The organism is Telluria sp. ZB4P36, from assembly GCF_059685865.1.
The window spans coordinates 66333-91063 of sequence record NZ_JCASIE010000016.1; the positions used below are offsets into that span (position 1 = coordinate 66333).

Here is a 24731-nt window from a genome sequence, read left to right on the forward strand (position 1 = left end):
GTCTCAGGGAACCCGGAGGCTGCGCACGTAGCCGTCTGCCCGCAGCAAGGCAGAATCCGCATCGGCCGAATGCGTACCCGGCCCGTTCTCCATGCCCGCACCCAGCCAGGTGCCGTCATATGGCGCCACCGAGCGCAACTGGTTGTGGCGCGGTCCGGCGGCAACGCTCAGCTGCTCGCGCACCCTGCCCTCGCTGTCGAGGACAGCCAGCAGCGGCCTGGCCTGCTCGGAAATGCTGGCGCCGGTCGGGTTCTGCCAGTAGCCGGTGCTGCCCGCCGCCAGGAGGCGCCCATCCGGCAAGGAGGCGACGTCGAGCAGCACGTCGCCCTTGTCGATATCGACCGCATGGTAGGCGGCCCGTCCCGTCCGGCCGGCCGGAATCACGCTCAGCATCCCATCCCATCCATGGCCGTCCGGCAAGCGGGCCGGCAGCAGGCGGCCGACCGCGACGATCGCATTGCCATGCCAGCGCACGGCTTTCAGTTCGGTCGGCACCCGTGTGTCGAGATAACTGGTGCCGACCCGGCGTCCGTCGGCCGCCAGTTCGGTAATCAATGCGCCGCTGTAGAAGTCGGCCGGCAGCGCTTCCCTGAAATGCTCGGCATGGCCGGCGGCGTAGTCGGTCGGATTCAGGTTGACGCCCACGGCGATGCGCCCGCTGGCGTCGGCATCCAGCAGCACCTGCCACTGTCCGGCCAGGCCGCCGAAGGGATCATACGTGCCGGTGATGGCCGAGCGGCCGCCAACGAAGACGCCGGGTTCGACCAGGGTGCGCCAGCTGCGCACGAAACCGGCGGCGCCGTAGGAGTAGCGGTAGGCGAGGATCGAATTGCGCGCCGTGTGCAGGGCCAGCGCCAGGTGCTCGCCGAGGGGCGCCAGGCGCACGGCGTCGCGGGTGGCGCGCGGCAGCAATGCCTTGTGGTCGGGGATGTAGAGGGGTTCGCCGATAAAGGGGTCGTCTGGGATGGCGGCGTCCTGGAAATCGAGGGTGCCGATGGGCGCGCCGCGCCGGTCCAGGCGCAGCAGGCGCACCTGGCTGTCCGTTGCGATGACGACGCTGATCTCGCGGCTGGGGTGGACGGCGAAGTCGAGCAGCGACCAGCCTTGCGGCGGCGTGTAGCCGCCCGTTGGCGTCGCGCCTTCGGCCACCAGCAGGCGGCGTATCGGGCGCAGCAGGGGCACGAAGGAGGGTTCCAGCTTCTCGGCCAGCGCCACCCAGCCACCGCCGCTGCTGCGTACCTTGACGATGGCTTCGCCGGTGACACGGTGTTCGACCGACGTCGGGACCGGCGGCGGACGGTTGCCGTTGCCGCCGTCATTGCCTGCGTCCCCACCTCCACCGCCGCAGGCGGAAAGCAGGAAAAACAGGCTGGCGGAAAGGATGGAAAGGCTGGTAGTGGGGCGCATGGTCGTCACGATGAGGAAGGAGTCCCCTCATCGTAGGCAGGCGCGGCGCCCCGTCTGTCGCAAGATTGTCCTCAGGGCGTCATGATTTCGTCACCGGCTGTCGGCCGTTGCACGACGACGAACAGGTGCTTCTCCGGATACTGGTCGAATTCGAGGTGCCGGCAGACGCAGCCCCCTTCCTCCACCACCTCGAGCAGTCCCGGGATCCCGAGGGTGCTGTAATGGACCGCGGGGCCCATCGTGGCGTCGACATGTTCATCGGGCCGGTCGAGGCCGCCCGCCGAGAAAACGAAGACCCCGCCCGGTTCCAGCCCGCGCATCAGCTTCAGCATCAGCGGACGCTGTTGCTCCAGCCGCAGGTGCCAGATGCTGTCCCAGGCCGTGATGAAGCGGTAGGCGCGCGGGAGCGGCCAGGCCGTGACGTCGGCCTGGTGCACGACCACCGCCGGGTCGGCGGCACGGGCCATGCCGATCATGCGCCCCGAGACATCGACGCCTTCGATCTGCAAGCCATGTTCGCGCAGCAGGCCATTGAAACGGGTATTGCCGCCGCAGCCGACGTTCAGGGCCCAGCCATCGGCCCCGTGCTCGAGGAAGCCAAGCGCCTGCCGGTGCTGGCGCATGCCGTTGGCGCCGTCGAAGACACCGTCGCGCCAGCGTTCGGCCAGGGCGTCATAGGCGGCGGCGATCGACGGCGCTTCCATGCCTTCAGTCGCCTTTCGCCACGCCTTCGCGGCGCGGGTCCGCCCCGCCGTACCACAGTGGCACGCCATGCACCTCGATGCGCTGGATGCCATGCAGGCCCGAGGTCTGTTCGCCCAGGCGCACCTTGTGGCCGCGCGCATTCAGGGCCTCGATGGTGGTGGACGGGAAGCGCCCCACTTCGAGTTCGGTCGGACCGTTGCGGCTGCCGAAGTTCGGCAGGGCGATCGCCTGCTGCACGTTGAGGCCCCAGTCGAGGGTCCCGACCAGCACCTTGGCGACGTAGTTGATGATGGCCGGGCCGCCGGGCGAGCCGACCGTCAGCACCAGCTTGCCGGTCTGGCGGTCGAACACCACGGTCGGCGACATCGCGCTGCGCGGGCGCTTGCCCGCTTCCACGCGGTTGGCGATCGGGCCGTCGGCGTCACGCGAGGCGAAGGAAAAATCGGTCAGCTGGTTGTTGAGGATGAAGCCGTTCACCATCTGGCGCGCACCGAAGGCGTCTTCGATGGTGGTGGTCATCGCCAGGCCCATGAAGTAACCGTCGACCACTGCCACGTGCGAGGTGGACGGGGTCTCGATGGCGTTGTCCCTGCCCCAGTGCCAGGCCATCTCCATGCCGGGCGGTTTGCCGGCCGGCGCCTCGCCCATCGAGCGCGGCCCCACCAGCCCGGCACGCGCGGCCAGGTAGGTCTTGTCGATCAGGCTCGGCACGCCGCGCCCCGGCAGCGGCACGAAGTCGGTGTCGGCGGCATAGCGGTTGCGGTCCGCGTAGGCCAGGCGCCCCACTTCGCTGAACACGTGCAGCGCGTCCGGGCCCGGCACGCCGTTGGACGGCGCCAGCGCCCGCATGTCCATGGTCTCGAACATGCCCAGCATCTGGGCCACGGCGATGCCTCCGGAAGAAGGCGGCGGCATGCCACATACCGTATAGGCGCGATAGTCGCTGCACACGGGGGTGCGGACCTTGGGCTGGTAGCCGGCGATGTCGGCGGCGCTGAGCAGGCCCGGATTGGTCGGGTGGGACTGCACCTTGGCTGCGATGTCGCGCGCGATGCGGCCGGTGTAGAAGGCGTCGGCGCCGCCGTCCGCGATCTCGCGCAGGGTCCTGGCCAGCGCCGGGTTCTTCAGGACGTGGCCGACCGGCCAGGGCTTGCCGCCGTTGCCGTAGAAGTAGCGGGCGGCTTCCGGGTCCTTGCGCAGGTGGGCATCGCCCGACAGGAGCGCGTGCAGGCGCGGGCTGACCGCGAAGCCTTGTTCCGACAGCGCGATGGCGGGCGCGAACAGCGCCTTCCACGGCAGCTTGCCATGTTCGCGGTGGGCCAGTTCGAGCATGCGCAGCACGCCGGGCGCGCCGACCGAGCGGCCGCCGACCACACCCTCGGTGCGCGACACCGGCGTGCCGTCGGGACGCTGGAACAGGCGCTCGTCGGCTTTCGAGGGCGCGGTCTCGCGGCCGTCGAAGGCCTGGGTCTTGCGGCCGTCGTAATGCACCAGGAAGGCGCCGCCGCCGATGCCGGAAGACTGCGGCTCGACCAGGGTCAGCACCAGCTGGGTGGCGATGGCGGCGTCGATTGCGCTGCCGCCCTGCTTCAGGATGCGGTAGCCGGCTTCCACCGCCAGCGGATTGGCCGCGGCCACCATGTAGTTCCGGGCAGGCCAGCCGGCCTTTTCCTGGTAGCCGGTGGCGGCTTCGGGGGCGGCCTGGCGGGTGTCCTGCGCCAGGGACGGCGCGGCGCCGGCCAGCGCCAGTGCCAGCGTCGAAGCCGGCAGGGTCAGTTTGTTCAATCGTTTCTCCAGAAAGCAAAACGGGCGCGCGGCTTGCGCCACGCGCCCGACATCTGCCAATCGTACAACAATTGGCAGCAGCCTTCAGGCCGGCTTACTTCGGCTGCATGCGGATCGCGCCGTCGAGGCGGATCGTTTCGCCGTTGAGCATGACGTTTTCGATGATGGCCTTGGCCAGGTGCGCATACTCCTTCGGCATGCCGAGGCGCGGCGGGAAGGGCACCATCTTGCCCAGCGAGTCGCGCACTTCCTGCGGCATGCCCATCAGCATCGGGGTCTCGAAGATGCCCGGGGCGATGGTCATCACGCGCACGCCGCTGCGCGCCAGGTCGCGCGCCATCGGCAGGGTCATGCCGGCGACCGCCGCTTTCGAGGAGCCGTAGGCGGCCTGACCGATCTGGCCGTCGAAGGCCGCGACCGAGGCGGTGTTGATGATGATGCCACGCTCGCCGTACTCGCCGGCTTCGGTTTTGCCCATGGCGTCGGCCGCCAGGCGGCACATGTTGAAGGTACCGACCAGGTTGATGTTCACGGCGCGCTGGAAGGCATCCAGCGGATGCGGGCCGTCCTTGCCGACGGTCTTGACGGCCGGCGCCACGCCGGCGCAGTTGACCAGGCCGCGCAGCGTGCCCAGCTTGACGGCGGCGTCCACGACCGCCTGGCCGTCGGCTTCCGAGGTGACGTCGCACTTGACGAACTGGCCGCCCAGCTCGGCTGCCAGGGCCGCGCCGGCGTCCGCCTGCACGTCGGCGATGACGACCTTGCCGCCCGCTTCGGTGATCATGCGCGCGGTGGCTGCTCCAAGGCCCGAGGCGCCACCGGTCACGATGAACACATTGTTCTGAATTTGCATGGTTTTCCCTTTTAAAAGTTCTAGTGTGCTGAGGTCAAGCGGTCTTACGTTAACGTAAACGTCAAACAGCGGCATTGTAGCGAACTTTTAGCAAGAAAAACCATGTCACGGCCTCACAGGCACTGCATATTGGCGCCGTTCTGGGTGCACAGGCGGCCGTTGCTGCTGACCGTGGTGTTGCCGGGGCCGCCGGCGTTGTAGGTGGCGCCGGCGGCGTCGGTGCAGGTGCCGCCCACGCAGCCCACCACCTGGCTGGAGGTCGGGCCGACCGGGGTCGGCACCGCCGGCGTCCCGGCGCGCGCAGCCGGCGCGGGCGCCGGGGCGACGATGCGCGGCGTGGCTTCGACGCGCTGGACCGCGCCCGGACGGCGCTGGGCCTGCTTGTCCTTCTTCGTTTGCTGCTTCGGCTCGGGGCGCCCTTGGAGCTCCTGCTGGGTCTTCGGCTGCATCTGCGGGGTTTGCGGGATTTGCGGCGGCGTTTGCGGCTGCACGGTCTCCGGCGCCGGGCGGGCCGAGGGATCGACTTCGTTCTGCTTGCCGGTCACCGGCGGCTGGCCGGCACGTTCTTCCTGCGCCTGCGGCCGGCCCTCGCCGATGGCCTGGCTGCCGTTCTGGGTCGGCTGCTGGGCGGCGGGGGCCGATCGGGGCGTCAGCACCGGGCCGTAGGTGGCGCTGTCGGACACCGGCTTGCCGGTCGGCGGCTGCGGCGCTACCTGGTTCTGGGCCGGCGCGCCCGCCGAACCCAGCGCGAACAGCACGGCAATCATGGACTTGATGGGACTCATGGTGCACCTCATGCGATTCGAATAGTGGAGGACCATTATCTGCCTGTGCAGCTCGCGCGGGCGCACGCGAAACACGCACTGACAGGATTGATGGATGGTAACGGGCGGCGTGCCCGGCGGCAGGCATGCGAAGATCGGGCCCTCACCTTCAGGGGGAGCGGGATGCGCCAGGTGCAGATCACGGAACACGACCACGTGCGCGGCAAACCGGATGCCGACATCGTCATCGTCGAGTATGGGGATTTCCAGTGGCGCTGGGGGCGAGCGGGACGCCGAGCTTTTTCATCAATGGCGAGCGCTACCAGGGGGATTCGGACCGCGAAGCGCTGACGGCGGCGGTGGAGCGCTACCTGTAAAACAAAACGGCCCCGCGGGGCCGTTTGCTCAAGTTGCTGAGTATTTATTCCGACAGCGCCGCGAAGGCTGCATCGCGCACCTGCTCGACCGGGCCGACGCCCGAGATCTTGCGGTACTTCGGTGCGCCCGGCAGGCCCGACTGGGCCCACTTGTTGTAGTAGCCGAGCAGGACTTCGGTCTGGTTGTGGTACACGGACAGGCGCTTCAGGACGGTTTCTTCCTTGTCGTCGTCGCGCTGCACCAGCGGCTCGCCGGTGAGGTCGTCGATGCCTTCGGCCTTGGGCGGATTGAACTTGGTGTGGTACACGCGGCCCGAGGCGGCGTGGGTGCGGCGGCCCGACATGCGCTCGACGATCAGCTCGTCCGGCACGTCGATTTCCAGCACGTAGTCGATCGCCACGCCGCTGTCCTTCATGGCGTCGGCCTGCGCGATGGTGCGCGGGAAGCCGTCGAACAGGTAGCCGTTGGCGCAATCGGTCTCTTTCAGGCGCTCTTTCACCAGGCCGATGATGATGTCGTCGGAGACCAGCTGGCCCGCATCCATCACCTTCTTGGCAGCCATGCCCAGTTCGGTCCCGGCCTTGATGGCGGCGCGCAGCATGTCGCCGGTGGAAATCTGAGGAATGTTGAACTTTTCCTTGATGAAATTGGCCTGGGTGCCCTTACCGGCGCCGGGTGCTCCTAACAGAATGAGACGCATGAGTTTCCTAGATTCTTAGAGGATGTTGATAATTTTTATGGTGGCGAACGAGTTCGCTTGATGCATATCTGGCTACCTTGACACGAAAGTTACCACAAAAGTCAGCTTTTACGCCAATCCCCGGGCATTCCACCAACCCGTTTTGATGTGGCACAGATACGCAAAAGATCGCTTCAAATGGCGTAGTGCCGGCGCACGCGCTCCAGGTCGTCGGGGGTGTCGACGCCGGCATGCGGCGCGCCGTCCGTGATGTGCACGGCGATCGGATAGCCGTGCCACAACACGCGCAACTGCTCCAGCGCCTCAATGGTTTCGAGCGGCGACGGTACCAGCGACGGGTAGGCCTGGAGGAAAGCGTTGCTGTAGGCATAAAGGCCGACGTGGCGCAGCGGCGCGTAGCCTGCCGGCAGCGAATCCTGGGTCGCAGCGAAGGCGTCACGATGCCACGGAATAGTGGCGCGCGAGAAATACAGCGCCCTGCCCGCCTTGTCGAGCACCACCTTGACCACGTTCGGGTTGAACACGTCGGCAAGCGCGTGGATTGGGTGGGCAACGGTCGCCATCGGCACGCCGTCGCGGATGCGCGCGGCGCAGGCGGCCAGCAGGCCGGGGTCGATCAGCGGCTCGTCGCCCTGCAGGTTGACCACGACGTCGTCCGGCGCCAGGCCCAGCTGTTGGGCGACTTCGGCGATGCGGTCGGTGCCCGACGGATGGTCGGCGCGGGTCATGCAGGCCTCGATGCCGTGGGCGGCGCAGGCGTCCAGGATACTGGGCGCGTCGGTGGCCACGATGATGCGGGCCGCACCCGATGCGCGCGCGCGTTCGGCCACGCGCACCACCATCGGCTTGCCGCCGAGGTCGGCCAGCGGCTTGTTCGGCAGGCGGGTCGAGGCCAGCCGTGCCGGGATGATGACCGTAAAGCTCATACCGGCTCGATCTTGCGCGCCTGGTCAGCCCACATGATCGGGATACCATCGCGAATCGGGTATGCCAGGCGGTCGGGGCTGCAGATCAGTTCCTGCGCCTTTTTGTCGTACTGGAGTGGGCCCTTGCACAGCGGGCAGACCAGGATATCAAGCAGTCGAGCGTCCACGACATTTCTCCACGATTTGTTCGGCCAGCGCGGGGTCGATCCGCGCCGTCACCGGCACGACCCACAAGCGCGGATCGTCCTTCAGGTTATCAAGTTGCCGACATTTTACTGCATCCTTCTCCGTGATCAGGATGACATCGGCGTCCACGCCGTCGAAAGGACGGTCGAGGAAATCGTGGTGGTCGGGCAGCGGCAGCTCCCTGAACGCCAGTCCGGCCGCGCGCAGCATGGCGAAAAAGCGGCCCGGGTTGCCGATGCCGGCGGCCGCGACGATGCACCTGCCCTTCAGCCGGGCCAGCGGCAGGCAGTCTTCCGGGCTGGCCAGGGGTTCGGCAAAGCCGCCAGCCAGTTGCATGCGGAAGGGCTCGCCGCCGACCGCAGCCGCCAGGGAAGGCGTGATCTCGGGGGCGTTCACCACGGTGAAATCGCGGCGCCGCGAAGACGGCTCGCGCAGCGGGCCGGCCGGCAGCAGCCAGCCGTTGCCGGTGCCGCGGCCGTCGAACAGGACGATCTCGATGTCGCGCGCCAGCGCGTAGTGCTGCAGGCCGTCGTCGGTGATCAGCACGTCGACGTCGGGATGCGCCGCCAGCAGCGCCCTGCCCGCCTCGGCACGCCGGCGTCCGACCACGACCGGACAGCCGGTGCGGGCCGCGATCAGCAGGGGTTCGTCGCCGACCTCAGCCGGATCGGACTGCGGCGTCACGGCGCGCGGCGCGGATCCGGAGCCGCCATGGCCGCGCGAGATCACGCCCGGACGCATGCCGGCCCCGCGCAGCGCCTCGGCCAGCCAGATCGTCAGCGGCGTCTTGCCGGTCCCGCCGATAAAGATATTGCCGACCACGATGACCGGCACCGGCAGGCGTTCGCTCTTTTTCAGGCCAAGGCGGTAGAGCAGCGTGCGCACGCCGGCCAGCAGGCGGAACAGCAGCGCGAGCGGCAGCAGCGCCAGGGCCAGCGGGCCGCGGCGCAGCCAGGCGCGGGTGAGGGTCGATTCGAGGCTGCTTATTTCTTGGTCCCGGTCTGGGCGGCGAAGGTCAGCTTGTCGTAACCGGCCACGCGCGCCGCTTCCAGCACGTTGATCACCATCTGGTGCATCGCGAACTGGTCGGCATTGACGATCACGACCGGGTCCTTGACCGGCTGGCCGTTGGGGCCGCCGCTGCGGGCCGCGTTCTTGAGGTCGTCGGCCAGGCCGGCCACGCTGTGGAAGGACACCGGCACGTTGTTCACCGTGTAGTTGCCCTTGGCGTCGATGGTGACGTTGATCTCGAAAGGCCGTTCCTGCACCTTGTCGGCGTCGGCCGTCGGCAGCGTGATCTGCAGTTCGGTGAACTTGCTGTAGGTCGTCGAGACCATCAGGAAGATGAGGACGACCAGCAGCACGTCGATGAAGGGGATCAGGTTGATCTCCGGTTCCTCGCGCTGGCGGCCGCGGCGGAAGTTCATCATTTGCGGGTCCCGTGCACGACGTCGACGAATTTCACGGCCTGCAGTTCCATCTCGACGATGAAGCTGTCGACCAGGGCGCGGAAGTGGCGGTAGAACACCAGGGCCGGCATGGCGATGGCCAGGCCGAAGCCGGTGTTGTACAGGGCCACCGAGATGCCGTGCGCCAGCTGGGCCGGGTTGTTGCCGGTCGGGCTCTGGGCGCCGAAGATCTCGATCATGCCGACCACGGTGCCGAACAGGCCCATCAGCGGAGCCAGCGAGGCGATGGTGCCGAGGGTGGTCAGGAAGCGCTCGAGGCCGTGGGCGACGCCGCGGCCGGCTTCCTCGATCGATTCCTTCATCACGTCGCGCGGGGCGTCGACGTTGCGCAGCGCGGCGGCCAGCACGGTGCCGAGCGGCGAATTGTGTTCGAGCTTGTCCACGACTTCCGGCGTGACCTTGCCGGCGCGGTAGACGCGGATCACTTCATCCAGCAATTGCTTCGGGAGGATCTTCTCGCGGCGCAGGTAGATCAGGCGTTCCACGATCAGGGCGACGGCGACGATCGAGGCAATCAGCAAGAGCCAGATTGGCCAGCCTGCAGCTTGGAAAATAGCGAGCAAGAGAAACTCCTGAGGTAAAGAAATCAATTCAGCAATGTAACAAGTTGCTAGCAGTGCGGCAAGTGCAGTCCGTGCAAGGTTCTGCACAAGTTCTGTGGATAAAAATGTGCGCAAGGCCCTTGGCTTGGCGGAAGAGCGTTGATTTCAAAGGACATTCTGCGCCTGCGCAAGAAAACAGCACCGGTAGAAGCGCATGCTTCCTGGTATGTGGGTTTCGTATTGATCCAGCTCAAGGGTTCGCAGTTACGAACAAATTCTGTGGACAAAATTGTGCGCAATGGCATCCGTGACTTGCTAAGTCTTTGATTTACTAAGATAAATTTCCACAGCGCAAAAAACAGGCAGTGTGGCAATGTAGTCTTCACGCCTGGTCACTGTGTGGTTCCTCACAATTTTTGTGGACAAAAATGTGAGCAAGGACCTATTCCGATGCCTAAGTGTTTGATCCAAAACAAAAAAGCTGCGCTGCACAAAATTTCATCACTCAGCAATATAGCAAGGGAATGCGTGCATGAATCCTGTTTCCTGCATGACTTATTCAGCTGTAGAGACAGGGTGGCAAAGAAAATTCAGATCTGCACATTTTTTGTGGATAAGAATGTGGTGAAGCCTGTATGCCCAGGCTTAAGCTGTTGATTCTTAAGGGATCATTCCTCACTGCCTGCGAAAGATGCAAATGACTAAGAACACAGTTTGCCCTGCCCCAGTCTGCGCCAGACCTTGTTGTGCACACTTTTTGTGGACAACATTGTTTGCAAAGGCAAGCTCGGTCCGATAAGCCATTGATCTATAACAATAAAATTTCCTAGCGTCATTTTTAAGCATGGCCGCGGCTGGAATTTTCTCACCCGCGTTATTCTTCGGTTTTGCAGTCCGCAGTCTTATGGATGAGTTGCCCACAGATTTTGTGGATAAAGTCGTATGAATGCCTGAAGACCCCTCTGCAAGTCATTGATTTCAAAGCCTTCCAATAGAATGCATTGAAAAATGGCAACTTCGCTTGGCGTGCGCACGCCTGGCGGTGAAGGCTTGTCGTTTTCGCCAAGATATGACATAAGCATCAGCTTTGCCCCAGCACTGACGCAGCCATGGAATTCCAACCCGACGCCGACTCCGCCTACAAGGCAGCACCCGTCCTGACCGTGACGGCCCTGAACCAGCAGGTCGCGCGCCTGCTCGAACGAAGTTTTCCACTGGCCTGGATCAGCGGTGAAATCTCGAATTTCACGCGCGCCGCGTCCGGCCACTGGTATTTCACGCTGAAGGACGATGCCGCCCAGGTGCGCGCCGTCATGTTCCGCAGCCGCGCGCAATATGCCGGTTTCAACCCACGCGAAGGCGACAAGGTCGAGGTGCGCGCCCTGGTGACCCTGTACGGCGCGCGCGGCGACTACCAGATCAATGTCGAGACCATCCGCCGCGCCGGTGTCGGCCAGCTTTATGAAGCCTTCCTGCGCCTGAAGGAGAAGTTATCCAGCCAGGGCCTGTTCGACGCCGAGCGCAAGCGCCCGCTGCCGCTGTTCCCGCGCACCATCGGCATCGTCACCAGTCCCCAGGCCGCCGCGCTGCGCGACGTCCTCACCGCCCTGCGCCGCCGCGCGCCGCACGTGCGCGTGATCCTCTACCCTGCCCCGGTCCAGGGCCAGTTCGCCGCGGACAAGATCGCCGAAGCCATCATGACCGCCTCGCGCCGCCAGGAAGCCGACGTGCTGCTGGTCTGCCGCGGCGGGGGCTCGATCGAAGACCTGTGGAGCTTCAACGAGGAATGCGTGGCGCGCGCCATCGACGCCTGCCAGATCCCGGTGGTCTCGGGTGTCGGCCACGAAACCGACATCACCATCGCCGACTTCGCCGCCGACGTGCGCGCCGCCACGCCGACCGCCGCCGCCGAACTGGCGGCCACGCCGCGCGCGGACTGGCTGGCTTCGCTCGAAGCCGACGCGCTGGACCTGCGCCGCGCGATACGCCGCAGCCTGTCGGAAGCGAGCCAGGGCCTGGACAACTACAGCCGCCGCCTGCTCAGCCCATCGGCGCAGATCCGCCACCAGCGCGTCAAGCTGTTGTCGATGGCGGCCGCGCTGACCCACGCGGTGCGCACGCCGGTGAATCGCCGGAACCTGGTGCTGGCCCAGCTGCAGCAGCGCTGGATGCGCCACCGCCCCGACATGCGGACCTTGCGCGCCCAACTGATCGCCAACGGGCGCCACCTGAACACCAGCCTGTGCAACGCGGTCAAAGGACGGCGCGACGCCCTGAACGCCCTGGCCGCCCAGCTGGAACTGCTGAACCCGCAACGTACGCTGGAGCGCGGCTATGCCATCGTCCGCAACGTCAAGGGCGAGGTGCTGCGCGACCCGGCCCAGGTCAAGGCGCGCAACAAGCTGAACGTCAGGCTGGCGGGCGGCAGCGCCGACATCGTCGTGTCCAGCGTGCAGAGCACGCTGGATGAAAACGCTTGAATGGCCAAGCATGCAACATCGCGTTATCCGGTTTAGAATAGCGCGGTTTTGGAACAAAACCCGTCCAACCAACGCACAAGGAATAGAACATGGAACATACCCTGCCGGCACTGCCATACGCTAAAGATGCTCTGCAACCGCACATCTCGGCCGAGACCCTGGAATACCACCACGGCAAGCACCACCAGACCTATGTCACCAACCTGAACAACATGATCAAGGGGACCGAGTACGAAAACATGTCCCTGGAAGAGATCATCCAGAAGTCGCAGGGCGGTGTGTTCAACAACTCTGCCCAGGTGTGGAACCACACCTTCTTCTGGAACTGCATGTCGCCGAACGGCGGCGGCGCACCGGCCGGCAAGGTCGCCGACGCGATCAACGCCAAGTGGGGCTCGTTCGACAAGTTCAAGGAAGAGTTCAACAAGTCGGCACTGGGCAACTTCGGCTCGGGCTGGACCTGGCTGGTGCAGAAGACCGACGGCAGCGTCGACATCGTCAACACCTCGAACGCCGGCACCCCGCTGACCACTTCGGACAAGGCCCTGCTGACCGCCGACGTCTGGGAACACGCCTACTACATCGACTACCGCAACGCCCGCGCCAAGTTCCTGGAAGCGTTCTGGAATGTCGCTAACTGGGAATTCGCGAACCAGAACATGGCGTAAGCTGTTCTCGTTCACGCATGAAGAGTGGCCCGCAATTGCGGGCCATTTTTTTATCTCAGGCCGTCGCCAGGTGCCGGCGCAGGAAATCCACGCACACCCGCACCCTGCCCGACCCGGCCAGCCGCTGCGGATACACCGCCCACACGCTCGCCGGCTGGGTGTATTCGGGCAACACCTGCACCAGCCTGCCCTCGTCCAGATAGGCCCGCGCATCCCACATCGAGCGCAGCACGATGCCCGCACCCTCCACCGCCCAGCGCAGCGCAATCTCCCCATGGTTGGTCGACAGCGCCCCCGCCACCCGCACGGTCTCTTCTTCGCCGCCTTTGCCGCGCAGGCGCCAGGTGCCGAAGGGATGGTCGCGCTCCTTGATCGCCAGGCACTGGTGGCTCGCGAGTTCCTTCAGCGACTTGGGAACGCCGTGCTGCGCGATATACGCCGGCGAGGCACACAGGATGCGGTGGTTGTCCATCAGCTTGCGCGCCACCAGCTGCGGCGGCAGCTCCTCGCCGATGCGCACGTCGAGGTCGAAGCCTTCCGCCACCGTGTCGACCAGGCGGTCGAACACCTCGAAGCGGATCTGCAGCTTCGGATGCGCCGCCGCCAGCCTGGCGATCACCGGCGCCACCACGTTGCGGCCGAAGCCGAAGCTGCTGCAGATGCGCAGGCGCCCGGCCGGTTCCTGGCGCCGCTCGGAAACGTCGTCCAGCATGTCGTCGAGCTGCTCCAGGATCTGCTGGGCCCGCGCGTAGACCTGCTCGCCCTCTTCCGTGATCACGACACGCCGCGTCGAGCGCTCGAACAAGCGCACCCCGAGCATCGCTTCCAGCACGCCGATGCGCTTGCTGACGAAGGCCGCCGACATCCCCAGTTCTTCCGCCGCCGCCGAAAAACTGCCCTTGCGGACCGCTTCGACAAAGACCCGCAGGTCGCCGTTCTCGATTTGATTATTCACGATTCGTGTTCTATCACGCTACGAAACAGGGGATTATAAACGCAGCGTTTTCTTGCTAAACTGATCCCCAGCATACAAACAGCACCAGGAGCCAGCCATGAAGCAGCACAAGATCGCCGTGATCGCCGGGGACGGCATCGGCAAGGAAGTCATGCCCGAGGGCCTGCGCGCCCTGGAAGCGGCTGCACAACGCTTCGGCATCGGCCTGGAGTTCGCCCACTTCGAATGGGCCAGCTGCGACTACTACCTCCAGCACGGCAAGATGATGCCGGACGACTGGAAGCAGCAGCTCGACGCTTGCGAGGCCATCTTCTTCGGCGCGGTCGGCTGGCCCGACACGGTGCCCGACCACATCTCGCTGTGGGGCTCGCTGCTGAAGTTCCGCCGCGAGTTCGACCAGTACGTCAACCTGCGCCCGGTGCGCCTGATGCCGGGCGTACCCTGCCCGCTCGCGAACAAGAAGCCGGGCGACATCGACTTCTACGTGGTGCGAGAGAACACCGAAGGCGAATACTCGGCCGTCGGCGGCCGCATGTTCGAAGGCACCGAGCGCGAGCTGGTGCTGCAGGAAGCGATCTTCACCCGCCACGGCACCGACCGCATCCTGAAGTACGCCTTCGAGCTGGCCCAGCGCCGCCCGAAGAAGCACCTGACCGCGGCCACCAAGTCGAACGGCATCGCGATCTCGATGCCCTACTGGGACGAGCGCTTCGCCGTCATGGGCGAGGCCTATCCGGAAGTCCGCTGGGACAAGTACCACGTCGATATCCTGGCGGCGCGCTTCGTGCTGTCGCCCGAGCGCTTCGACGTGGTGGTGGCCTCGAACCTGTTCGGCGACATCCTGTCGGACCTCGGTCCGGCCTGCACCGGCACGATCGGCATCGCGCCCTCGGCCAACCTGAATCCGGAACGGAGCTTCCCCTCGCTGTTCGAGCCGGTGCACGGCTCGGCGCCGGACATCTACGGGAAAAACATCGCGAACCCAATCGCCATGATCTGGTCGGGGGCGATGATGCTGGAGTTCCTGGGTTATAAGGACGCGCACGATGCAATCGTGCGGGCGATGGAGCATTGCCTGGTGAACGGGCCGCGCACGCCCGACATGGGCGGCACGGCCAGTACGACGGAGGTGGGCAAGGCACTCGCCGAGTACCTCGCAACCGCTACTTCGGCTACTTGAGCAGGTAGGTATTGAGGAAGTCGATCGTCGAATAGAACAGGTAATCGGCATTCGCCTTCTTGCCGAAGCCGTGCCCTTCATCGTTCGCCGTCATGTACCACACCGGCGTGCCGTTCTTCTTCACCGTGGCCACGATCTGGTCGGCCTCCTGCCAGGGCACGCGCGGGTCGTTCTTGCCCTGCACGACGAACAGCGGCTTCCTGATCTTGGCCGCGTTGCTGGCCGGCGCCGTCGCCTCCATCCACTTGCGCATCTCCGGATCGCGCTCGTCGCCGTACTCCACGCGGCGCAGGTCGCGGCGGTAGCTCTCGGTGCGTTCCAGGAAGGTGACGAAGTTCGAGATGCCGACGATATCGATCGCCGCGGCGATGCGCTCGGGGTACATGGTCGATACCGCCAGCGTCATGTAGCCGCCGTAGGAGCCGCCCACCACCGCCACGCGCGAGGCGTCCATGTCGGGTTGCGTGGCGATCCAGTCGAGCAGCGCGCCGATGTCCTTCACCGAATCCTCACGCAGCTTGCCGTTGTCCAGCTTCAGGAAGCTCTTGCCGTAGCCGGTCGAGCCGCGCACGTTCGGGTAGATGACGGTCAGGCCCATCTCGTCCGTGTAGTAGTTGTTCCGGCCCAGGAAGCCCGGCGTGGACTGCCCTTCCGGCCCGCCGTGGATGTTGATCACCACCGGGCGCTTGCCCGGGAATTTGGCGGTATCCGGACGGTAGGCGAAGCCCGAGATCATGCGGCCGTCGAAGGACTTCCAGCGCACCAGTGCAGGCTCGACGAACTTGTTCATGTCGACGTCCATCTTCTCATGCTGGGTCCAGCGCGTCACCGCGCCGGTCTTCGCATCGATGCTGTAGACCTCGGACGGGCTGCGCGCCGAGGACAGCGACAAGGCCAGGTTGCGGCTGTTGTTGTGCCACTCGATGCGGCCGATGACGCCGATCGGCAGCTTGGGCCGGGCCACCAGCTTGCGGTCCGCGGTGCGCATCATGCGCAGCACACTGGTCCCGTCTTCGTTGGCGACGAAGGCCAGCAGCTTGCCGTCCTCGGACAGGTCCATGTCGTCGATGTCCCAGTTGATCTCCGGCGTCAGCACGGTCTCCTTGCCGCTGGCCAGGTCGATGTAGACCAGGCGGCGGAATTCCGAGCCGCGGTCGCTGGTCGTGTAGACGCCCTTGCCGTCGCGCGCGAACACGGCATTGCCGTAGGCGACCTTCTCTCCGCCCTTCTCCGTCAGGCGGCGACTCTTGCCGCTGGCGACATCCATCAGCCACAGATAGGATTCGTTGGCCGACACGTACTCGCTGTACACCAGCTGTTTGTCGTCGTGCGAGAAGGCGAAGGAGCCCCAGCCGCCGCCCGGCAGTTCGGCCAGCACGCGCGCCTGTTCCGGTTGCAGCGGATCGGCGATGCTGATGGTCGAGGTGATCTGGTCGTTCGAGCCCTGGCGGCCGACCGGCACCGTCACGTACAGCAGTTTGCCGCTCTTCCTGGCCCAGGCGGTGTCCTGCACGCGGCGGTTGTCCGGCGTGACCGGGATCGCGTCGGCACTTCCCACATCGCGCCGGTAGGCGCGGAACACCTCGTTGCCGCCGGTATCGCGGCCGAACACGTAGAACTTGCCGTGGCGCGGTTCATACTGGGCGCTGCGCACCGGTTCGGCATAGTCGGTCATCAGCTCCAGCGGCGCGCCCGGCTTCGCCACGCGGAACAGCTGGGGCGTGTTGTTGTGGCGGCGCGAGACGATCATCTCGAGCCTGGTCGGGTGCCAGGACGCATACGAGGTCGGCTTGAACTCGTTGTACTTCGCCACCTGGCTGGCCAGGCTGGCGCGGACCGGCGGCACGTTCTCCAGCACCATCGCGCTTGGGGGTGCGACGGGGGCCTCCTGGGCCAGGGCCGCGCCGGCGGCAAACAGGGTTGCAATCAGGGTCAGCCCGAGCGGGCGGCGTACAGGTCTCATCCGGTATTCTCCGTGTAGGGTCGTGTTGGCATTACTGCATTCCAACTTTACACGATGTCGGCCCGGCGATATACATGTCACCACTTGTATCCGAATGTCCCCCCTTTGTAGGGGCTGTGCTGCCGAGCAGGTAGTTCGATACAATCTCGGACCAAGGAGAATCAAGCATGTACCGAGTGATGTTGGTGGAAGACGATGCGCGCCTGGCGGAGCTCGTCACCGAATACCTGTCTGGCTACGAATTCGCGGTCGACCTGGTCACCCGCGGCGACCAGGCGCTGGAACGTTTCAAGACCCTGTCGCCCGACGTCGTCGTGCTCGACCTGATGCTGCCGGGACTCGACGGCATGGTGGTGTGCCGCCAGATCCGCGAGATGTCCGAGGTGCCGATCCTGATCCTCACCGCGCGCGAAGACTCGTACGACGAAGTCTCGGGCCTGGAACAGGGCGCCGACGATTTCGTGAACAAGCCGGTGCAGCCGCGCGTGCTGCTGGCGCGCCTGCGCGCCTTGATGCGGCGCACGGCCCAGGCCAAGGGCGGCGTCGACAGCCGCGTGCTGCAGTTCGGCGCGCTGCGCATCGTCACGACCGACCGCAGCGTGGTCTGGCGCGGCGAGCCCTGCGTGCTGTCGAATACCGAATACAAGCTGCTGCTGGTGCTGGCCGAAGCGGCCGGCCGCGTGCTGTCGCGCGACGCCCTGCTCAAGAAGATGCGCGGTATCGAGTTCGATGGATTGGACCGCAGCATCGACAACTGCATCTCGAAGCTGCGCCGCAAGTTCGACGATGCGGAATCGGAGAAGATCAAGACGGTGTGGGGCGAGGGTTATTTGTTCTCGCCGTCGGCCTGGAATTGAGACGGCGGGCCGCCCGGCCCGCCATGCGCCTCACTCGAACAACGGCACGATCGCCAGCGGCGCGCTGAAGGTGATCAGCTGGGCGCGCTCGGCGCCGAAACGGTAGTTCACGGCCGGGAAGTCGGCATCGGGGTCGCCGCCGAAAGCCGGTCCCGGCGTGACGGCGAGCGCCTGTTCGCCCTCCGGACGGCGCAGCTTGACCGAGGTCTCCACGCCCTTCTTCGGGAACACCATGCGCACCCCCACGCACTGGCGCGAGCGCGTCGTGGCGTCGACGTGGCGGGCATACGCCAGCGCCTGTTCGCAGGCCGCGCGCAGCTCATCCGTGTCGTAGACATTGTCGGCCTGCGGCGCGATCGTCACCCGGGCGCGCAGGCCGAAGGGCCCGATCCTGCGGCCGGGGGCCAGCACGGCGTTCTCGTCGTAGGCCGCCTTCATCAGCGGCAGCACGCCGCGGCCGAGCGCATCCAGCGCCAGGCTGGTCTGTACGCTCTTGCCGGTCAGGACCAGTTGCAGGCCCTCACCCAGGACGCCTTTTTCGCGCGGCAGCAGCTGCAGGTGGTTCTGCAGCAGGTTCTTGGCGCCGCCGTACTTTTCGAACACCACCACCGTACGGTAGGCATCGCGGTAGCTCGCCCACTCCGAGGCCTGCGGCTGCACCTGTGCCGCGGCCAGGGTGGCCGTGCTCAGGAGGCAGACGCATGCGGTGGCGTGTGCGAGTCGCATCATCAGAACCGGTAGGCGAAGGCGGTCGAAACCGTCAGGTTGGTGGGCCGCTCGACGAGCGGGCTATGGCGGGCGTCGCCGGCCAGGCGGGTGGCCTGCAGGCTGGAGGTCAGCATCCACGAGGGCGACAGCACCCAGTTCCAGCGTGCGCCGATGCGCAGGTCCTTCAGGCCGCCGTCCGGGCGGTATGGAGGATTGCCGCTGGCCACCGCCTGGGCGCCGGTGACGCCGAAATAGGACTGCTGGTAGGCGCGGTTGGCGAAGCCCAGGCCGGCCGACACCGACACCGTGTGGTGCGGCGCGAGTTCCATGGCCAGGCGCTGGATGCCGATCTCGCCGCGCACGCCGTTACGGTCGTTGCCGGCGCCGGCCAGCACCGAGCTGGTCAGGCGCCATGACGGCGACAGGTAATAGTTGAAGAAGGCGCCGGCTTCCGGGCGCGTCTTGATTTCTTCCATCCCGGCCAGCGGGTTGCCGGGGAAGGCGCGCAGCGCGGTCGGCAGCAGGCTGGCGCCGGCGACGTCGCCGATCTCGCCACCGGTGCCCGACTCGGTGCGGCGCGGGTGGATCGCCAGCAGCGGGCCGTATTCGATCGTCGGGTTGGCGGACAGGTGCATCCCTGCGCTCATGCCCGAAATGAACATGCCGTTGCTCCACTGGACCTGAAGCACCGGCAATGCCCTCGTCTTCCTGCTGTCCGCCCCTTCGTAGCGTGGGCCCGACACGACGCCCAGCCCCGCATACATGTCGCGGCTGCCGTCGGGCATCGGGTTGGTGGTCGGCGTCTGTGCGCTGGCGGCGCTTCCCGAGACAGCCAGGACCAGGGCGAAGAGCTTTTTCATGTGTTCAACAATCGGTTTTGGCGAGCCTGATATTTTACGTCGGGCAAGCCAAACTCTCACGCATTGTTACTACTGGGTACGAGCATGGGTCAGGAATTCGACCGGCGCCTCGCTGCGGTTGACCACGATCAGGTGGGCCGGGTAGACCATCATCATGCCGCAGACGATGCCCGGACCAGGCACGGTGTCGACGATGCCGACCTTCAGCTTGCCGCCCTCGAAGTCCACCGAGCTGACGCCGCCGCCGTGGCAGGTGCTCGGCTTGGGACCGCGGAACACGCCGATCACCATTTTCTTGCTGAAATCGATCTTCGGCAGGGCATGTTCGTTGCCCGCATGCTCGGCCCACAGGGTGGCCCAGGCCGCCTCGTCGCGCACGACCACGTTGCGCTCGCTGTGGATCGCGGTACGGACCGCCGGCTCGACAGTCGTGAAATTCGGATAGTCCGTGACGATCTTGCGGATTTCCACCGGCGCATCGAGCTTCGGCACCGCAATCACGCGCATCGGCTGGGTAATGGCGGCCAGGCACAGCGCCACCGGGGACAGGTCGCGGACTTCGTATTCGACCAGCAGCTTGCCGTCCTTGGCGCCGACGTGCACCACGTCGAAGCTGCCGCAGACCGGGTTATTACCCAGGAATACGGCCACCAGCATCTCGCGCGAGAAATCGACCTCGGGCGCGGCGATGCGGGCCTTGCTGTGTTCGGCCCACAGGGCCGACCAGGCGGCGGCGTCCTTGATCACGACTTCGCGCGCCGCCTCGACGCCCGAGAAGGAGTCGGTCACGATGGTCTTGTAGGCGACCGGGGTGTCCGACTTGGGCAGGAAGCTGACCGGCTCGACCTTGTGGCCGGCGCCCAGGCCGAGGTCGGCCTTGTCGAGATTCTTCAGCATGGTGTCGAACAGCGCACGCTTGCTCTCGTCGGTGCAGCCGGTGCGCGGGCCGGCAATGCTGTCGCCCGCCGAGCACAGCACGGCCTGCGGAGTCGCGCCCATCAGGACCTGGCCATAGGAATTGTCGGCGCAATTGCCGGCGCGGTCCCACAGCACGTACTTGCCGTCGACCAGGAAGAGCTTGTTGCGGGTCGATGCGCAGGAAGCCTCCTGCGCCATCTTGATGTACTCGGAAACGACCGGAACGCCGCCATTCGGCTCGCCGACGACGATGCCTGCCTGCTGGTTGCGCATGACGGCAGGGGTGTCGCCACCGCCGCCGCAGGCTGCCAGGGTCACGCCGGCCATGGCGGCGGTGATGAGAGTGCGTCCGACCTTGCTCATTTTCTTCTTCTCCACCGATCGCTTCCTTAGGAATAAAAAAACCCGCCGACACTCGCATATCAGGCGGGCAAACGGAAAACCAGATAATCCTGAACCTGATGTTGAGCATAGTAAGAAATCGCCGCCTTGCATTCCCCCTCGAACTGTCGATGAATTGTCATCAATTTGTAAGGCCGGCGGGGCTAACCAAGCTTCCTTTGCTCCTATACAATGCTGTCAAGGAGATACTATGTGTAGGGCAGCAATTCGACACCGCCGGTTATGCAGGATGGGCACGTGAACCGGATTTTCTTCCGTTTCTTCGTGCTGGTCATGCTGTCGATCACGGCGGCTACCTTCGTGATCTATTTCGCCTTCAGCCGGCTGTTCGGGGACCCGCTCGAGGACATCGCACGCCGCCAGGCGGCGGCCCAGATTTTCCTGCTTGAACAATACGTCGACCAGGCGCCGCCGGACGAGTGGCTGGTGCGGCTGAACAATGTGCGCATCGTGTCGGACGTGCGCTATGACCTGGTACCGCTGGCCGATGCGCGCCAGGCCCTGCCCGCCGGCCGGCGCGCGCTGCTGGACCGCGGCGAGCTGGTGCTGGATCCCGCCGCACGCAGCTTCTACCGGCGCGTCGACCTGGAGGGCGAGCGCTACATCGGCAGCCACGAGGAAGTGCTGCGCGCCCAGAACTTGCCGGTCGACGTCAAGCAGGCGCTCATCATGGAAGCGCTGCGCTACGTGATCGTCGCGGTGGCGCTGCTGCTGCCGATCGCGCTGTGGTCGCGCGCGCATTGGCAGGGGCTGCAGTCGCTGTCGCGCGTGGCGGACGAATTCGGCAGCGGCAAGCTGACCGCCCGCGCCCAGATGAAGCCCTCGGCCAGCATCTACCCGCTGGCCGAACGCATCAATCACATGGCCGACCGCATCGAAGACCTGCTGGAAGCGCAGAAGAGCCTGCTGCATTCGGTGTCGCACGAACTGCGCACCCCGATCGCGCGGCTGGAATTCGGCCTCGAACTGCTGGACGCGCGCGCCAAGGATCCGGACCTGAGCAAGCGCATCCGGGGCATGGAGGGCGACCTGCACGAACTGAATTCCCTGGTCAATGAATTGCTCGACATGAGCAAGCTCGACAGCGCACGCAAGCTGCAGGTCGCGCCCACCGCGCTGGCCGAGGTGCTGCGCGAATGCACCGAGATGTTGCCGCCCTCCCCGCATGCGCTCGATTGCGCCTTCGGCGACGACCTGGGCGAACTCGAACTCGACCGCCGCCTGCTGGCGCGGGCGGTCTGCAACCTGCTGCGCAATGCCCAGAAATATGCGGCCGGCCGCATCCTGCTGTCGGCCACGCGCGGCGCCGGCGGCGTCGAGATCACCGTGGACGACGACGGCCCCGGCATTCCGGAAGAGGAACGCGACAAGGTATTCGAGCCTTTCTACCGGCTCGACCGCAGCCGCGACCGCGCCACCGGCGGCTTCGGCCTCGGCCTGTCGATCGCGCGCAAGGCGGTGGCGCTGCACGGCGGCAGCCTGCGCGCCGACAGCGCGCCGCTGGGCGGGGCGCGCTTCCTGATCACCCTGCCCGCCTGAGACGACAACCCATGAGACCAGCCATGCAACGCTCCATCCTTTTGGCGGTGCTGCTTGCCGCGGCGGGCCAGGCGGCGGCCGAGAAGGCCGATGCCTATAAACCGACGCAGATCAGCTGCCGCTCCTGCGATGCCAACAGCCTGACCCGCAGCTTCATGGTCGCGGGCGGGGTGGAACTGACGCGCGGCACCCTGACGATCAGCGCCGACGGCGGCCGCGTCGAAGAGTCGCCGGAAGGCTACCAGCGCATCCTGCTGCAGGCCGATCCCGGCAAGAAGGTGCGCTTCCGCCAGAAGGCCGACGGCCCCGGCGAACGCTGGATGGAGGGCGAAGCCGACCGCGTGGAGTACGATGACCGTTCGGCCATGGTCAAGCTGATGTCGAAGGCGAAGGTCAGGCGCACCCTCGGCGGGCTCCAGACCGAAGAGGCCGAAGGCGAATACATCTCCTACGACAGCCGCACCGAGGAATTCAGCCTGCGCAATACGAGCACGGGCGAAGACCGTCCGGGCGGCGGGCGCAACACCATTACCCTGCAATCGAAACGCAAGGCACAGCCATGATCCTCGAAGTCGCCACCCTCGACGTCCGGCCCGGCCAGGAAGACGCCTTCGAAGCGGCCTTCCGCCGGGCCTCCGGCATCATCGCCGGCATGCCGGGCTATGCCAGCCACCAGCTGCAGCGCTGCCTGGAGCGGCCGAACCGCTACGTGCTGCTGGTGAACTGGCAGACGCTGGAAGACCATACCATCGGTTTCCGCGGCTCGCCCGGCTACCAGGAGTGGAAGGCCCTGCTGCACCATTTCTACGATCCTTTCCCGACCGTCGAGCATTACACGATGGTCCTCGACGGAGGTACACAATGAGTATTGCCTTACGCTGCCGCTGCGGCAAGCTGCGCGGCCAGGTCGCCGAGACGCGCGTGGCCGCGCGCGCGGTGTGCTACTGCAAGGACTGCCAGGCCTACGGCCATTTCCTCGCCAGCGGCGTGCTCGACGAGGCCGGCGGGACCGAGGTGGCCGCCACCCTGCCCGCGGCCGTGCGCTTCGACGCCGGCCTGGAGCACCTGGCCTGCATGTCGCTCAGCCCCAAGGGGCTGTACCGCTGGTACGCCAGCTGCTGCCATACGCCGGTCGGCAACACGCCGCGCGATCCGCGCACGTCCTACGTCGGGCTGGTGCGGGCCTGCCTGGATGCGCCGGATGCGGAACTCGCGCGCACGCTCGGGCCGCTGCGCTGCCGGACCCAGACGGCGACGGCCACGAAGCCGGTCGCCTCGAGCGGCCTGAGTACGGCCTGGGTGGTGGTCAAGGTCGGCGCCATGCTCATGAAGGCGCGCCTGGGAGGGGGATACAGGAACAATCCCTTCTTCCGGCCGGACAGCGACGAGCCGGTGAAACCGGTGCAGGTGCTGTCGCTGGAAGAAAGGAAGGCGCTGACCGCACAGGGCCAGCGCTAGAAAGGATCAGCGGCCGCCCTGCTCGGGCCGCGCACGCACGTGGGTCACGCCGTACCACAGGTGTTCCCACCAGTGGTCGCGCGAGCGCACGGTCACGAGACATGCCTTGTCGATGCCGCCCTTGAAGAGCGGATCGGGGCATTTGTTGGTCATCAGGGCGTAGCGCTGGTTCTCGGCATTGACGAGGCAAATGGCGAGCCAGACGGCCAAGCCCGCGAAGAACACCGCCAGCGACCACGCCACGTGGTTCACATTGCTGGTTTCAAACAGGTCGTCCTCGTTGGGCCGGGACCCATCGTACATCTTGAGGACTTCGCGTTCGACGTCATTGCTCATTTCGTGGCAGCCGCCTTCTTGACGAGAGCGTCCATGACCTGGGTCGTGGCCTGCAGCATCTGGCCGACGTCCTGGATCTTGTTGGCCTCGGCCACCTGGCTCGGCGACACCACGTACTTGCCGTCGATGATGATGGTCGGGGTACCGGAGACCTTGTAGGCGCCCGAGATCTGGCTCAGGCGGCGCAGCTTGGTCGTCACGCCGAAGGAGTTCCAGGTTTCCATGAACTTGGCGCGGTCCAGGCCGTTCTTCACTGCCCACTCGATGATCTGCTCATCCTTCATCAGGCGCTGGCGCTGGACGTGCACGGCCTGGAATACGCGGTGGTGATACTGGTCGAGCTTGCCCATCGCTTCGAGCGTCAGGAACAGGTGGGCTTCCGGATCGGCCGGGCCCTGGAACGGCAGGTGGATGCGGCGCACGTGGATGTTGTCGCCCTGCTTCTTGATCCAGCCGTTGAAGGCCGGCTCCAGCATGTTGCAGGCCGGGCAGTGGTAAGCGAAGAACTCGATGACCTCGACCTTCTTGCCCGTTGCCTGCACCGGCTGCGGCGCGCTCAGGGTCTGGTAGTCGACACCGTTCTTCGGGTCGGCAGGCGACGCGAACGCGGTGCTGGCGACCATGGTGGCGGCGATGAGGGCAAAACGCAGAGAACGCATAGGTTTCCTTCACAAGTGATTGAGCAAACGCCG

At 65.9% G+C, this 24731-nt stretch carries 27 protein-coding genes; 9 read left to right on the forward strand and 18 right to left on the reverse strand.

The window, feature by feature from the left end:
* Nucleotides 1–3 precede the first annotated feature (3 nt).
* From AC56LK_RS19040 to AC56LK_RS19060, 5 genes are all read right to left on the reverse strand, one after another.
* Nucleotides 4–1407, reverse strand: coding sequence for a hypothetical protein (locus AC56LK_RS19040; protein ID WP_497186055.1), 1404 nt, complete (start codon nucleotides 1405–1407; stop codon nucleotides 4–6).
* 71 nt (nucleotides 1408–1478) lie between these two features.
* The gene (locus tag AC56LK_RS19045) at nucleotides 1479–2111 is read right to left on the reverse strand and encodes a class I SAM-dependent DNA methyltransferase (protein WP_497186056.1); all 633 of its coding nucleotides are present in this window, start codon (nucleotides 2109–2111) and stop codon (nucleotides 1479–1481) included.
* A 4-nt stretch (nucleotides 2112–2115) separates the two neighbouring features.
* Nucleotides 2116–3897, reverse strand: coding sequence for a gamma-glutamyltransferase (ggt, locus tag AC56LK_RS19050; protein WP_497186057.1), 1782 nt, complete (start codon nucleotides 3895–3897; stop codon nucleotides 2116–2118).
* 94 nt (nucleotides 3898–3991) lie between these two features.
* A complete protein-coding gene (locus AC56LK_RS19055) occupies nucleotides 3992–4750 on the reverse strand; it encodes a 3-hydroxyacyl-CoA dehydrogenase (protein WP_497186058.1) in 759 nt (252 codons plus the stop codon).
* 113 nt (nucleotides 4751–4863) lie between these two features.
* Nucleotides 4864–5535 carry a hypothetical protein gene (locus AC56LK_RS19060; RefSeq protein ID WP_497186059.1) on the reverse strand — a complete coding sequence of 224 codons (672 nt, stop codon included), beginning with the start codon at nucleotides 5533–5535 and terminating at the stop codon, nucleotides 4864–4866.
* Nucleotides 5536–5783: 248 nt separating this feature from the next.
* Here AC56LK_RS19060 and AC56LK_RS19065 point away from each other — a divergent pair, with 248 nt between their 5' ends.
* Nucleotides 5784–5891 (forward strand): DsbA family protein, encoded by a 108-nt coding sequence (locus AC56LK_RS19065; protein ID WP_497186060.1) that lies wholly within the window; start codon nucleotides 5784–5786, stop codon nucleotides 5889–5891.
* A 44-nt stretch (nucleotides 5892–5935) separates the two neighbouring features.
* On the opposite strand, the gene adk is transcribed toward AC56LK_RS19065, so the two are convergent.
* The 6 genes from adk to AC56LK_RS19095 form a co-directional block, all read right to left on the reverse strand.
* Nucleotides 5936–6592 (reverse strand): adenylate kinase, encoded by a 657-nt coding sequence (adk, locus tag AC56LK_RS19070; protein ID WP_436106984.1) that lies wholly within the window; start codon nucleotides 6590–6592, stop codon nucleotides 5936–5938.
* A gap of 173 nt (nucleotides 6593–6765) precedes the next feature.
* Nucleotides 6766–7518: a 3-deoxy-manno-octulosonate cytidylyltransferase gene (kdsB, locus tag AC56LK_RS19075; RefSeq protein ID WP_497186061.1), complete on the reverse strand. Its 753-nt coding sequence runs from the start codon at nucleotides 7516–7518 to the stop codon at nucleotides 6766–6768.
* Nucleotides 7515–7685, reverse strand: a complete 171-nt coding sequence (locus tag AC56LK_RS19080) for a Trm112 family protein (protein ID WP_436106986.1) — start codon at nucleotides 7683–7685, stop codon at nucleotides 7515–7517. The genes kdsB and AC56LK_RS19080 overlap by 4 nt, the downstream gene beginning before the upstream one ends.
* Nucleotides 7666–8691, reverse strand: coding sequence for a tetraacyldisaccharide 4'-kinase (gene lpxK, locus AC56LK_RS19085; protein WP_497186099.1), 1026 nt, complete (start codon nucleotides 8689–8691; stop codon nucleotides 7666–7668). Before lpxK ends, AC56LK_RS19080 begins: the two co-directional genes overlap by 20 nt.
* The gene (locus AC56LK_RS19090; protein ID WP_497186100.1) at nucleotides 8688–9131 is read right to left on the reverse strand and encodes an ExbD/TolR family protein; all 444 of its coding nucleotides are present in this window, start codon (nucleotides 9129–9131) and stop codon (nucleotides 8688–8690) included. Before AC56LK_RS19090 ends, lpxK begins: the two co-directional genes overlap by 4 nt.
* Nucleotides 9131–9736 carry a MotA/TolQ/ExbB proton channel family protein gene (locus AC56LK_RS19095; RefSeq protein WP_497186062.1) on the reverse strand — a complete coding sequence of 202 codons (606 nt, stop codon included), beginning with the start codon at nucleotides 9734–9736 and terminating at the stop codon, nucleotides 9131–9133. The genes AC56LK_RS19090 and AC56LK_RS19095 overlap by 1 nt, the downstream gene beginning before the upstream one ends.
* A 1088-nt stretch (nucleotides 9737–10824) precedes the next feature.
* Here AC56LK_RS19095 and xseA point away from each other — a divergent pair.
* A complete protein-coding gene (xseA, locus tag AC56LK_RS19100) occupies nucleotides 10825–12195 on the forward strand; it encodes an exodeoxyribonuclease VII large subunit (RefSeq protein WP_497186063.1) in 1371 nt (456 codons plus the stop codon).
* Nucleotides 12196–12284: 89 nt separating this feature from the next.
* The gene (locus AC56LK_RS19105) at nucleotides 12285–12863 is read left to right on the forward strand and encodes a superoxide dismutase (protein WP_497186064.1); all 579 of its coding nucleotides are present in this window, start codon (nucleotides 12285–12287) and stop codon (nucleotides 12861–12863) included.
* A 55-nt stretch (nucleotides 12864–12918) separates the two neighbouring features.
* On the opposite strand, the gene AC56LK_RS19110 is transcribed toward AC56LK_RS19105, so the two are convergent.
* Entirely contained in the window at nucleotides 12919–13818 is a 900-nt protein-coding gene (locus AC56LK_RS19110) for a LysR substrate-binding domain-containing protein (protein ID WP_497186065.1), read from the reverse strand.
* Between the two features lie 97 nt (nucleotides 13819–13915).
* Between AC56LK_RS19110 and AC56LK_RS19115 the strand changes: the two genes are divergently transcribed.
* The gene (locus AC56LK_RS19115; RefSeq protein ID WP_497186066.1) at nucleotides 13916–14998 is read left to right on the forward strand and encodes a tartrate dehydrogenase; all 1083 of its coding nucleotides are present in this window, start codon (nucleotides 13916–13918) and stop codon (nucleotides 14996–14998) included.
* On the opposite strand, the gene AC56LK_RS19120 is transcribed toward AC56LK_RS19115, so the two are convergent.
* Nucleotides 14991–16961 (reverse strand): S9 family peptidase, encoded by a 1971-nt coding sequence (locus AC56LK_RS19120; protein ID WP_497186067.1) that lies wholly within the window; start codon nucleotides 16959–16961, stop codon nucleotides 14991–14993. The two genes, AC56LK_RS19115 and AC56LK_RS19120, sit on opposite strands and share 8 nt — an antisense overlap.
* A gap of 167 nt (nucleotides 16962–17128) precedes the next feature.
* Between AC56LK_RS19120 and AC56LK_RS19125 the strand changes: the two genes are divergently transcribed.
* Nucleotides 17129–17818 carry a response regulator gene (locus AC56LK_RS19125; RefSeq protein WP_497186068.1) on the forward strand — a complete coding sequence of 230 codons (690 nt, stop codon included), beginning with the start codon at nucleotides 17129–17131 and terminating at the stop codon, nucleotides 17816–17818.
* A gap of 30 nt (nucleotides 17819–17848) precedes the next feature.
* On the opposite strand, the gene AC56LK_RS19130 is transcribed toward AC56LK_RS19125, so the two are convergent.
* The 3 genes from AC56LK_RS19130 to AC56LK_RS19140 all read right to left on the reverse strand — a co-directional run bounded on the left by AC56LK_RS19130 (nucleotide 17849) and on the right by AC56LK_RS19140 (nucleotide 20682).
* Nucleotides 17849–18547, reverse strand: a complete 699-nt coding sequence (locus AC56LK_RS19130) for a hypothetical protein (protein ID WP_497186069.1) — start codon at nucleotides 18545–18547, stop codon at nucleotides 17849–17851.
* Complete coding sequence (locus tag AC56LK_RS19135; protein WP_497186070.1) at nucleotides 18547–19386, reverse strand: MipA/OmpV family protein; 840 nt, start codon at nucleotides 19384–19386, stop codon at nucleotides 18547–18549. The genes AC56LK_RS19130 and AC56LK_RS19135 overlap by 1 nt, the downstream gene beginning before the upstream one ends.
* A gap of 69 nt (nucleotides 19387–19455) precedes the next feature.
* Nucleotides 19456–20682, reverse strand: a complete 1227-nt coding sequence (locus tag AC56LK_RS19140; protein ID WP_497186071.1) for a protease complex subunit PrcB family protein — start codon at nucleotides 20680–20682, stop codon at nucleotides 19456–19458.
* A 261-nt stretch (nucleotides 20683–20943) separates the two neighbouring features.
* Here AC56LK_RS19140 and AC56LK_RS19145 point away from each other — a divergent pair, with 261 nt between their 5' ends.
* Genes AC56LK_RS19145 through AC56LK_RS19160 form a run of 4 tightly spaced genes read left to right on the forward strand, consistent with a single transcriptional unit; the run spans nucleotide 20944 to nucleotide 23703 of the window.
* Nucleotides 20944–22245 (forward strand): ATP-binding protein, encoded by a 1302-nt coding sequence (locus tag AC56LK_RS19145; RefSeq protein WP_497186072.1) that lies wholly within the window; start codon nucleotides 20944–20946, stop codon nucleotides 22243–22245.
* A gap of 23 nt (nucleotides 22246–22268) precedes the next feature.
* Nucleotides 22269–22808: a lipopolysaccharide transport periplasmic protein LptA gene (gene lptA / locus AC56LK_RS19150; protein WP_497186073.1), complete on the forward strand. Its 540-nt coding sequence runs from the start codon at nucleotides 22269–22271 to the stop codon at nucleotides 22806–22808.
* The gene (locus AC56LK_RS19155) at nucleotides 22805–23110 is read left to right on the forward strand and encodes an antibiotic biosynthesis monooxygenase family protein (protein WP_497186074.1); all 306 of its coding nucleotides are present in this window, start codon (nucleotides 22805–22807) and stop codon (nucleotides 23108–23110) included. Before lptA ends, AC56LK_RS19155 begins: the two co-directional genes overlap by 4 nt.
* The gene (locus tag AC56LK_RS19160; protein ID WP_497186075.1) at nucleotides 23107–23703 is read left to right on the forward strand and encodes a DUF6151 family protein; all 597 of its coding nucleotides are present in this window, start codon (nucleotides 23107–23109) and stop codon (nucleotides 23701–23703) included. Before AC56LK_RS19155 ends, AC56LK_RS19160 begins: the two co-directional genes overlap by 4 nt.
* Before the next feature lie 6 nt (nucleotides 23704–23709).
* Here AC56LK_RS19160 and AC56LK_RS19165 read toward each other — a convergent pair whose 3' ends face one another.
* Complete coding sequence (locus AC56LK_RS19165; protein WP_497186076.1) at nucleotides 23710–24039, reverse strand: hypothetical protein; 330 nt, start codon at nucleotides 24037–24039, stop codon at nucleotides 23710–23712.
* Nucleotides 24036–24698, reverse strand: a complete 663-nt coding sequence (locus AC56LK_RS19170) for a thiol:disulfide interchange protein DsbA/DsbL (RefSeq protein WP_497186077.1) — start codon at nucleotides 24696–24698, stop codon at nucleotides 24036–24038. The genes AC56LK_RS19165 and AC56LK_RS19170 overlap by 4 nt, the downstream gene beginning before the upstream one ends.
* Nucleotides 24699–24731 lie beyond the last annotated feature (33 nt).

Bases quoted from the DNA above. Each gene is read 5' to 3' on its own strand.
- AC56LK_RS19040 (WP_497186055.1), bottom strand. From the start codon at position 1,407: ATGCGCCCCACTACCAGCCTTTCCATCCTTTCCGCCAGCCTGTTTTTC.
- AC56LK_RS19045 (WP_497186056.1), bottom strand. From the start codon at position 2,111: ATGGAAGCGCCGTCGATCGCCGCCGCCTATGACGCCCTGGCCGAACGC.
- AC56LK_RS19055 (WP_497186058.1), bottom strand. From the start codon at position 4,750: ATGCAAATTCAGAACAATGTGTTCATCGTGACCGGTGGCGCCTCGGGC.
- AC56LK_RS19060 (WP_497186059.1), bottom strand. From the start codon at position 5,535: ATGAGTCCCATCAAGTCCATGATTGCCGTGCTGTTCGCGCTGGGTTCG.
- adk (WP_436106984.1), bottom strand. From the start codon at position 6,592: ATGCGTCTCATTCTGTTAGGAGCACCCGGCGCCGGTAAGGGCACCCAG.
- kdsB (WP_497186061.1), bottom strand. From the start codon at position 7,518: ATGAGCTTTACGGTCATCATCCCGGCACGGCTGGCCTCGACCCGCCTG.
- AC56LK_RS19090 (WP_497186100.1), bottom strand. From the start codon at position 9,131: ATGAACTTCCGCCGCGGCCGCCAGCGCGAGGAACCGGAGATCAACCTG.
- xseA (WP_497186063.1), top strand. From the start codon at position 10,825: ATGGAATTCCAACCCGACGCCGACTCCGCCTACAAGGCAGCACCCGTC.
- AC56LK_RS19105 (WP_497186064.1), top strand. From the start codon at position 12,285: ATGGAACATACCCTGCCGGCACTGCCATACGCTAAAGATGCTCTGCAA.
- AC56LK_RS19115 (WP_497186066.1), top strand. From the start codon at position 13,916: ATGAAGCAGCACAAGATCGCCGTGATCGCCGGGGACGGCATCGGCAAG.
- AC56LK_RS19120 (WP_497186067.1), bottom strand. From the start codon at position 16,961: ATGAGACCTGTACGCCGCCCGCTCGGGCTGACCCTGATTGCAACCCTG.
- AC56LK_RS19125 (WP_497186068.1), top strand. From the start codon at position 17,129: ATGTACCGAGTGATGTTGGTGGAAGACGATGCGCGCCTGGCGGAGCTC.
- AC56LK_RS19130 (WP_497186069.1), bottom strand. From the start codon at position 18,547: ATGATGCGACTCGCACACGCCACCGCATGCGTCTGCCTCCTGAGCACG.
- AC56LK_RS19135 (WP_497186070.1), bottom strand. From the start codon at position 19,386: ATGAAAAAGCTCTTCGCCCTGGTCCTGGCTGTCTCGGGAAGCGCCGCC.
- lptA (WP_497186073.1), top strand. From the start codon at position 22,269: ATGCAACGCTCCATCCTTTTGGCGGTGCTGCTTGCCGCGGCGGGCCAG.
- AC56LK_RS19155 (WP_497186074.1), top strand. From the start codon at position 22,805: ATGATCCTCGAAGTCGCCACCCTCGACGTCCGGCCCGGCCAGGAAGAC.
- AC56LK_RS19160 (WP_497186075.1), top strand. From the start codon at position 23,107: ATGAGTATTGCCTTACGCTGCCGCTGCGGCAAGCTGCGCGGCCAGGTC.
- AC56LK_RS19165 (WP_497186076.1), bottom strand. From the start codon at position 24,039: ATGAGCAATGACGTCGAACGCGAAGTCCTCAAGATGTACGATGGGTCC.
- AC56LK_RS19170 (WP_497186077.1), bottom strand. From the start codon at position 24,698: ATGCGTTCTCTGCGTTTTGCCCTCATCGCCGCCACCATGGTCGCCAGC.